General features: G+C 68.2%; 8 protein-coding genes. 5 read left to right on the top strand and 3 right to left on the bottom strand.

All coding sequences use genetic code 11. From position 1 onward, the window contains the following. Positions 1–210: 210 nt before the first annotated feature. From MJ785_RS17335 to MJ785_RS17320, 4 genes are all read left to right on the top strand, one after another. Positions 211–2,613: a carboxypeptidase-like regulatory domain-containing protein gene (locus tag MJ785_RS17335; protein ID WP_239381793.1), complete on the top strand. Its 2,403-nt coding sequence runs from the start codon at positions 211–213 to the stop codon at positions 2,611–2,613. A 118-nt stretch (positions 2,614–2,731) separates the two neighbouring features. Continuing rightward, on the top strand, positions 2,732–4,015 hold the full coding sequence (locus tag MJ785_RS17330; RefSeq protein ID WP_239381791.1) for a hypothetical protein: 1,284 nt from the start codon (positions 2,732–2,734) through the stop codon (positions 4,013–4,015). Next, positions 3,922–4,539, top strand: a complete 618-nt coding sequence (locus tag MJ785_RS17325; protein ID WP_239381799.1) for a sensor histidine kinase — start codon at positions 3,922–3,924, stop codon at positions 4,537–4,539. The genes MJ785_RS17330 and MJ785_RS17325 overlap by 94 nt, the downstream gene beginning before the upstream one ends. Before the next feature lie 8 nt (positions 4,540–4,547). Beyond that, positions 4,548–5,291: a LuxR C-terminal-related transcriptional regulator gene (locus tag MJ785_RS17320; RefSeq protein WP_370652970.1), complete on the top strand. Its 744-nt coding sequence runs from the start codon at positions 4,548–4,550 to the stop codon at positions 5,289–5,291. Between the two features lie 42 nt (positions 5,292–5,333). Here the strand turns inward: MJ785_RS17320 and MJ785_RS17315 are convergent, their stop codons facing one another. Then, positions 5,334–5,693, bottom strand: coding sequence for a response regulator transcription factor (locus MJ785_RS17315; protein WP_239308798.1), 360 nt, complete (start codon positions 5,691–5,693; stop codon positions 5,334–5,336). A gap of 408 nt (positions 5,694–6,101) precedes the next feature. Between MJ785_RS17315 and MJ785_RS17310 the strand changes: the two genes are divergently transcribed. Then, a complete protein-coding gene (locus MJ785_RS17310) occupies positions 6,102–6,335 on the top strand; it encodes a hypothetical protein (RefSeq protein ID WP_239308773.1) in 234 nt (77 codons plus the stop codon). 83 nt (positions 6,336–6,418) lie between these two features. Here MJ785_RS17310 and MJ785_RS17305 read toward each other — a convergent pair whose 3' ends face one another. Both MJ785_RS17305 and MJ785_RS17300 read right to left on the bottom strand, forming a co-directional pair. Further along, positions 6,419–6,628 (bottom strand): hypothetical protein, encoded by a 210-nt coding sequence (locus MJ785_RS17305; protein WP_239308772.1) that lies wholly within the window; start codon positions 6,626–6,628, stop codon positions 6,419–6,421. A 38-nt stretch (positions 6,629–6,666) separates the two neighbouring features. Next, the gene (locus tag MJ785_RS17300; RefSeq protein WP_239308771.1) at positions 6,667–7,941 is read right to left on the bottom strand and encodes an ABC transporter substrate-binding protein; all 1,275 of its coding nucleotides are present in this window, start codon (positions 7,939–7,941) and stop codon (positions 6,667–6,669) included. Positions 7,942–8,570 lie beyond the last annotated feature (629 nt).

Here is an 8,570-nt window from a genome sequence, read left to right as displayed (position 1 = left end):
CTTAGCACTGTGCGGCAGCCGGACGTCGCGTGGCAGGGGCAGAGGCAGGCGATAAGCAGGTCGTCGAATTGGTCGATCGAAGGGCGACGTGGGCCGCCGACGCGGTAATCCGCCGCTACGCTTTCTGAGCCGCAGCCTTCACGCGGCCAAGTCTTGCCGGAGGCGCTGGCCGTGGACGGCTGGCGTTCGCCAGTGGGAGGGGATGAGGAGATGTCGCCGGATCCGCCGCAGCTGTTGCCGTGCCCGCCGCCGCGCCAGGCCGGGCCGGTGCCGACCGAGGACGACCTCGAACCGGGCGTGCGGGCGATTCTGGGGACCCCGGCTGCGGAGGGCGCCGGGCTGGTCGACCAGCCAGCGTGTTGCGCCGACCCGCGAGTCACCGCCCAGCTGACCGATGACCGGCCGGTGGAACAGGCGCTGCCATGGCGAATCGACAACGCCGAGAAAGGGCACGTCATTGTCGTGCCGGGCGGGCCATCGGGTCTGATCGGCGGGCTGTTGTCGCAGGTGCACCCGCCGCAGTCGTTCAGCCATGTGGCGATCATGACGAGGGACCGGGTCGAGCTACGGCATGTGACGTTCAGCGAGGAACGGCTGCGCCGGTTCCCGCACCGCGCCGGTAGCGAGGGCGATCCCGGGCTCGGCATCCCGCTGCCGTTCGTCCCGGAACTCAACGACGCACCGACCGACGGCTTTCAAGAACTGCCGTTGCGCCACGGCTGGCCGGGGACGATCACTCAGACCGTCGAGCGGGTCTACGCGGCCTCGCACGAGCGCCCCACGGTCACGGATACCGACGGCAAGACCGCCCCCGACCCGGCGTGGGCGGAGTATGACCCGCACAGCGGCCGGGCCTACTTCATCGACGCGATCACGCTCACCCCGGCCTGGCTGCCGGTGGACCAGCCCGACGGCAGCCGCCGGATGGACATCGTCTGGCCGCTGGTGGTGAAACCGTGCCAGCAGTGGGAGACCGACCGGGTCCGTGACGCGCTCGAGCGGGTCGCGGACGCGGCGAAGGCGCTGCGCGGGCACTACCGCTTCTACGCCTACACCCGCGCCGAGATCGGGCTCGACGACACCTACAACGGCGTCGTCACACTGGAAACGACCATCCCGGACACCGCCAGCCCATGCATCGGACGGCGGCCTGCGGTGCCGACACCGTCGACCCGGGCGATGGTCTGCTCGAGTTTCGTCTGGCTGGCGGTCCAGGCCGCGAACATCCGCGCGACCGCCAGCACCCCGCCAGCGCCGCGGATCATTCTCGACGGCCGGCCGGACCGGAAGCACCGCGACGATGACCGCGCGGGCTGCCCCTCCTACTTCGTCCGTCACCCGTTGACAGATGAGATCAACCCGTCGACACGGGACGGCCTGTACTTCTACCGCCCGCAGGAGCGGCTGGACGCGGCGAAGTGGCTGTACGACCGGCTCCGCACCGACGTCCTGGACGAGATCGCCGACGCCACCGATCTGAACGCCCAGCTCGACCAGCTCATCGGCACCGACGGGCCGGCGCACAGCATCTGGAGCCTGCTCAAGCTGCTCAGCGTCTTCACCGTGCCGCAGGCCGCCCTCCTGCTCGGCATCAGTTCCGAGCTGCTGAGGCGGCTCGTTGTGATCCTCACAGACATGCCGAGCGACGTCGCCAACCAGATGTGCAACGCGCTGGCGAACGACGACTGCCAGTGGACGGCGAAGGACAGCGACCAGTGGACGTCGCCGGGCGAGGGCTACACCGTCAGCCCGGACGACATCGTCGCCTTCTGGGCGCCGCCGACCTACGAGGACGACCAAGTCGTCCACGGCCTGTACGGCTCCAACGACCGTATCCGGCTCAAACCACCGGAGTGGACGGACGCGGCACCGCCCCCGAGCGTGTGGACGCTGTCCCTCGGCAGCTGCGCCGTCTACGGCACAGTGACCTTCCAGGGTCAGGGGGTGGCCCACGCCAGGGTCAGGATCGGCAGCCGGAAGCTGCGCACCGGGCAGGGCGGAACGTACTCACGGGAGGGGCTGCCCGAGGGTCTCTACTGGGCCGAGGCGACCTATCGCCATCCGGTCAGCGGCCTGTGGCTGACCGCGCCCGGCCGGCCGGTGCGGCTGCCCCTCGGCGGCGCCGTGCAGCTGGACTTCGAGCTGCACGAGCCGCCGGACTCCCGCCGCGAAGTGATCATCGGTGCGCACATGGACCTCGTCAACCGGTACGCCATCGGCACGGACTGGTGGGACCATCCGGACGTGCAGCCCGAGGTCGTCTACCTCGGCCTCGACTACTTCCCGCCGGACAACCCCGCCTTCGCCCAGCAGCGCGAACACAGCCTGCGGCGGACCGTCAACGCGCCGCCGCAGCGGGTCGATGACTGGGGCAACGCCGAGTACAGCTGCGACCTGGAGATCCAACCCGACCGGTCCATCCGGGTGACCTGCCGGGCCCGCCTCAAGGCGGACGACGACGACCCCTGGCAGCAGACGGACACCTTCGACGTCCCACCGAAAGCGAACGAAGCCGACCCCGGCTACCTGCACATCGTCGACCTCGTCCGCTCCCCGGATGCCTGGCCGGTGCGCGCCCACATCGAGCTGACGATCCACAACAACCGGGCATGACACGGGTGGTGTCCGACCGCTGCGTGTCCTCGCTCGCGCGCGGGCTGTCGGCTTCTTGACCTGCCTCAGAGCCGTATTCGTCGTTGACTGGTGCGCAGCGCGCTGAAACGATCACTGTGTGAGCGTCGAGGGGACGGCGGGCACCGTCGTCGGCCGGCCTTCACACACGCGTGCGGGCAGTCACCACGCCGACGGGACGTGGGTGTATGTCCTGGCAGCGTGCGGGGTCGTGCTCGGGGTGGCCGTGCTGATGTTCAAGCTGCGGGACGGCACCCACCCGCTGGCCACCACGGTGGTGGGCTGTGTCGGCGGGATGGAGTTCGTCGGCGCGGGGGTGCTGGCGCATTACCGCCGGCCCGCCAACCGGGTGGGAAGCCTGATGGTCGCAGTCGGGATCGGGCTGTTCGCCGAGGACGTGCAGCTGTCACGCACCGGCTGGGTGTATTCCGCCGGTTTCCTGCTCACCATGGCGTCGAGCGGCTTCGCCGCCCACCTCGTGCTGGCGTTCCCGACGGGCGCCCTGGCGTCCCGGGGCGAACGTGCGCTCGCCGGTGCCGCCTACGCCGTCGTGTTCGGGCTGCCGCTGGTCCGGACGTTGTTCTACGCTCCACCAACCCGGTACGGCGTCCGATCGAACCTGCTGATGGTGACGGACAACCGGGCGTGGTCCGACGCGCTGCAACAAGCGGAGGAGATCACCGGCGCGGCCGTGGCCCTGGCGGTGACGGCCATGCTGGTACGCCGGTGGATGACGGCCGGACCCCCGCTGCGCCGGGTCCTTGCGCCGGTGTTCGTGACCGGCCTGATAGGCGGCGGTGTGACGGTCCTTGACGGAGCCCTCGACCTGCCGCACCCGGTGCGGCAGCTGTTCCTGTGGGTGTACATGGCCGCGTTCTGCCTGCTGCCGCTGGGTTTCCTGGCGGGCGTGCTGCGCGTGCGCCTCGGCCGGACCGCGGTCGGGGACCTGCTGGCCGGGCTGACCGAACCGCGGCCGGCCGCCGAGCTGCGCGGGGCGTTGGCACGGGCGCTGGGCGACCCCTCCCTGCAGGTCGCCTACTGGCGTGCGGACACCAGCGAGTTCGTCGACGCGGACGGCGCGGTGGTGACGCTTCCCGGCCCCGGCCAAGCGCGCGACGTCAGGCTCGTGGAACGCGACGGGCGGCGGGTCGCCGCCCTGCTCCACGACCCGGCGCTACGGGAAGACCCGCACATCCTGGCGGCGGTGACGGCCGCGGCCGGGCTGGCCTGGACAACCAGCGGCTCGCGGCCGAGGTGCGGGCACAGCTCGCCGAGGTACGGGCCTCCCGGCTGCGCATCGTCGCCGCCGCCGACACCGAACGGCGCCGGCTCGAACGGGACCTGCACGACGGCGCGCAGCAACGGCTGGTCACGGCCACCCTGACGTTACGGCTGCTCCAGCAACACCTCGACGGGAAGATCGACGACGCCGCAGCCGGACTGCTGGCCAGTGGCACCGCCGGGCTCGACGCCGCCATGGCCGAGCTGCGCGAACTGGCCCGCGGCATCCACCCGGCCATCCTCACCGACGCCGGACTGTTACCCGCCGTCGCGGAACTCGCGGCACGGGCCCCGGCGCCGGTCGACGTCGACGCCGCGCCCACCGACCTGCCCCGGCTGGACGCGGCGGTCGAGGCGACCGGCTACTTCGTCGTCGCCGAGGCATTGACCAACGCCTTCAAACACGCGGGCGCCGGACGGATCCGCGTGACGATGGAACACCGGGATGACCAGCTACGGGTCGGCATCGTCGACGACGGGCTCGGCGGAGCCAACCTCGACGACGGAACCGGCCTGCGTGGCCTACGGGACCGGGTGACCGCGCTGAACGGCCAGCTAACGGTACAGAGTGCTCTCGGTGAGGGCACGTCGATCACCGCCGTCATTCCCGCGCCCGGCCGGCGATGACCGGCCCGATGACCGACCCGCCGGCAAGCCCGCCGGCAAGCCCGATGACCGGCCCGCCGGCTGTACGACCCGCCGGCGCGCCGTCCCGGCCGCCCGGCGCGATCCGGGTGGTGCTGGCCGACGACGCCGTGCTCATCCGGGAGGCGATCGCCGGACTGTTGCGGCGCAACGATTTCGAGGTCGTGGCACAGGTCGGCGATCCGACCAGCCTGGTAGACGCGGTCGCCACGGCCCGCCCCGACCTCGCCGTAGTCGACATCCGCATGCCGCCGGACCACCGCACCGAAGGCCTGGACGCCGCGGTCGCGCTGCGCCGGGACCATCCACAGATCGGTGTCCTGCTGCTCTCCCAGTATCTGGAGTCCCACCACCTGCCGGCCCTGTTCGGCGGTAGCGCCCGCGGCGTGGGCTACCTGCTCAAAGAACGGGTGACCGGCCCGGCCGGTTTCGTGGAGGCGCTGCGGCGGGTCGCCGCCGGGGGCTGCGCGCTCGACCCGGACGTCGTGGCGCTGATGCTGCGCAACCGGCGGCGAACCGACCCGCTCGCCACCCTGAGCGAACGCGAACACGAAGTCCTGGCATTGATGGCCGAAGGCCGCTCCAACCGGGCCATCAGCGAGCGGATGTTCATCACCCACAAGACCGTCGAGGCACACGTCCGTAGCATCTTCACCCGCCTGGACCTGCCGCCCGAACCCGACAATCACCGTCGGGTCCTGGCCGTCCTGACCTATCTGCGAGCCCAGCGGTGAGCGGCCGCCGGCAACGCGACGGGCGGCCGACCGTCGCGGTTGTCAGCATGCGGCGACGACGCTGGTGAAGGACTCCGCCGACAGCCGCGACTTTGTCAGGAAGCCACCCGCTCCGCAGGTGTCGACCTGCGGGCCGTAGTCCCCCCGCCCGCGCACCGAGCACAACACGATCTTGACTGTCGGGTCGAGCCGGACAAGCTCACGGCTGACCGTGAACCCATCGATGTCAGGCAGCCCCACGTCGAGCAACACGACCTGTGGACGCAGCCGCGCCGCCGCCGCCAACGCCTCACCGCCGGTGGCGGCCTCCCCGACGACCTGGAAGCCGCCGCGGGTGACAAGCACCCGCGCGACCGCACGGAAATCCGCATGATCATCAACGATCAGCACGGTGGGCGGCACCAACTGACGATCGCATCCCGCCGCCGCTCGCGCATTGGTGCCAGCCCCGAAAGAGCGATCGCGATCGTGACGCGGCGGTACCACGCGTACCGGATGCGGAGCCGGTAACGATCAAGAACGATCTCGTCCTCAGTGGTCGCGGACGGCCGGCCGCAGTAGCCAGGCGCCCCCGGCCCGCCGGGCCGCTGGCGCTCATCCATCGGCATGGCCCGCACGCCCGGCAGGCACCCCCGGGCCGCCGGGCCGCTGTACCGACGTTGAACACCTGCCGAGGATTTCCCCTTTTTGCGTGCAAGCAGCCTCGCCGAGGACACGTTCTGCGATCTGGCCGCCGGTACAGCACGCTCCCTATGAACCCGCCCAACAGCGGGGATGGAAACGGCGAGAGCACGACATCTGGAGGCCAGCATGAGCAATTGCGAGGTTTGCGGCAATGACTACGAGATGAGCTTCGAGGTACACGTCCAGGGCGCGGTGCACACGTTCGACAGCTTCGAATGCGCGATCCACGCGATGGCGCCGATCTGCGATCACTGCGGGGTAAAAATCTCCGGGCATGGCGCCCAGACAGACGGACAGTTCTACTGCTGTGCGCACTGCGCCCGCGCGGCGGGCCGAACCGAGATCCGCGACCACGCTTAATACAAGACTTAATACAAGCGGCCGGTGGCCGGCCCGCGCATGGCGCGCCTTGCGCGCTTATGGCGACCGGCCTGCCGGCCGGATCATCCGCCGGTCGGAACGTCAACCAACCGACCGTCATCGATCAGCTGGATAAACATCATCCAGCGCCCGCTGCCAGCCATCAGCGGAATCAGCATAACTTTGCCGGTGTTTATGCCAATCCGTTTGGAAAGAATTCCATCGATGAAGTTGCGCCGACTATCACTGATAGTCGGCGACGACCGGCAGAAATCCGTATCTCCGGGCGGCATCCGAACGTCCAGCGAAACCTTCGGATGCCGCCCGGAGGCTACTTCGGCCGGCTGTAACGCACGGCATCAGCACTTTCTGTCGGACCGCTCACTATCGTGATGCCCCCGGGCACATCCGAGGCCCGTCCAACGTAACTCGCCTTCGTCGGCGAGACGCCGAGCTGCGAATAGTCCAACGGTGGGACAAGGCCACCAGTCTCGACTCGGGTCATGCTGCTCTTCGCGGCGAGCAGGCCCTCCCGGGTCAGGTCGCCGTTGCTACAAGCCTTCTCCAGAAGCTGATCCATCACCATGGCCTCGGACCAGCCGTCCACCGCGCCGATGGTGGGCGACTGCTGATCGTGGGTGGCGACGAAAGCCTCCCGCAGCTCCCTCGCGTTCGACTCCGAAAAACCGACGGACGGCATCGCCAGATAGAGGTTCTTCCGCAACGCGGAGCCGGCAGGCCCCGTCAGCAGACTGGGGACAAAACCCACATTGCTGGCGAGAATCGGGACGTCCAGTCCCAGGAGGCTCGCGGCACTCGCTACCGACGCGGTCTGTGCCGGTGTGCCGGTGAACAGGATCGCGCTGACCTTCCTGGCCGCGAGCGCGGTCACCGCCGCGGTCATGTCGGCCCTGTTCGGATCGATCTTCTCCTCGACCAGGCTGAGCTGATGCTGTCTGGCCATATAGGCCGAACCCAGCAGCGCGCTCCTGCCCAGCTCGTTGTCGTGATAAATGTGACCGATCGTGCCGCCAGCTTTGATCTTCTGCTGCCCGAGCAGATAGTCGATCCCATTAATTATTTGTATGTCATAAGTTGCGCCGATAAGCGAATAATACCTGTTGTCCGTGAGAGCCGGCGCCCATGTCTCCGCCATTGTTATAATCTTGTCGGACTCGATCAGAGGCCCGATCTTTACCGCCATAGGCGAACCAAGCAGCTGCTCAATCGCAAGAACCTTTCCTTTCAGCTGGCCATAGAGCTCCACCGCACGGCCGGTATCGTATCCATGGTCTCGGATGTCGAGCACGACGCTGTATCGGTCGCACACACCGCCGGTGGAGTTCCGCCGGTCCCAGTAAAGTCGCTGCGCATCGGTCAGATCCTTCGCAAGCCCTTTGAATACTCCCGACAGGTCAGTGAGCACACCGAGCGTGATCACATCATCCGAAACGCCGACACCGGTCCTGATCTTACCGCCGGCCTCATGTGTCGCGTCCGTAGTCTCACTATTCGCCACCGCCCCTGTGCCGCAAGCAGCCCCGGCGAGAGCGAGCATCCCGGCAACCAGCAGGGACATCGCGTTCCGACGCCCTAGTAAGATCATATTTTTCCCACCAAAAGCCGTGACCTGACAGGCCGCGGGAGCGCACCGGAAAGCCGCCACGACCCGCGTGCGCACACGACCAGTCGCGCATCGATTCGAGTCGCCGACGCCGTATTGTCCGGTTTTGATACCAAAGACGAAAGATATACGTTCAACAAAAAAACCAGACTCCTGAAAACTGTGAATATAATCGCATGGCGGAATGAGCGTTATTGCTACCACAGGCCCGTCGCGGATCTCAAGCTCGTCCGCCAAAAACAAAATGATCACAACCGTGCTAGCGCCAGAAAACTCGGTCAGGGGGCGGCTCATCCGAGCCGGGCCCGACAAGCCGGCGCAGGAATGCGGCACTGCCCTTGGGAACCGGCCGATGACAACAAGCAGGATCCCGCGGCGAAGCGTGACCGGGTGGTGTCGCGGGAAGCCGCAAAGCGATGGCCGGTGCCCGCGGGATCGCGAAGCGCGCGGTACCATTCTCAGCTGCTCGACCGCTCAAACCCCATGTGCTCAAAACCGCATGCACTCAGCAGCCGCCAATAGTCATCAGTCAATGCCCGTCCGCGTCAACCGCGATCGGCGCGCGCCAAAGAGCTTGTTTTGAGTCTTGGGTTCGGCCGGCGAGCCGCGTC

The organism is Protofrankia sp. CiT1 (genome assembly GCF_917627335.1).
Classification (GTDB): domain Bacteria; phylum Actinomycetota; class Actinomycetes; order Frankiales; family Frankiaceae; genus Protofrankia.
This window is presented reverse-complemented; position numbering and strand designations above follow the sequence as displayed.

What these genes read in the sequence shown, in the direction of transcription:
- MJ785_RS17335 (WP_239381793.1), top strand. Translation starts at nt 211, where the DNA reads ATGTCGCCGGATCCGCCGCAGCTGTTGCCGTGCCCGCCGCCGCGCCAG.
- MJ785_RS17320 (WP_370652970.1), top strand. Translation starts at nt 4,548, where the DNA reads ATGACCGACCCGCCGGCAAGCCCGCCGGCAAGCCCGATGACCGGCCCG.
- MJ785_RS17310 (WP_239308773.1), top strand. Translation starts at nt 6,102, where the DNA reads ATGAGCAATTGCGAGGTTTGCGGCAATGACTACGAGATGAGCTTCGAG.
- MJ785_RS17305 (WP_239308772.1), bottom strand. Translation starts at nt 6,628, where the DNA reads ATGCCGCCCGGAGATACGGATTTCTGCCGGTCGTCGCCGACTATCAGT.
- MJ785_RS17300 (WP_239308771.1), bottom strand. Translation starts at nt 7,941, where the DNA reads ATGATCTTACTAGGGCGTCGGAACGCGATGTCCCTGCTGGTTGCCGGG.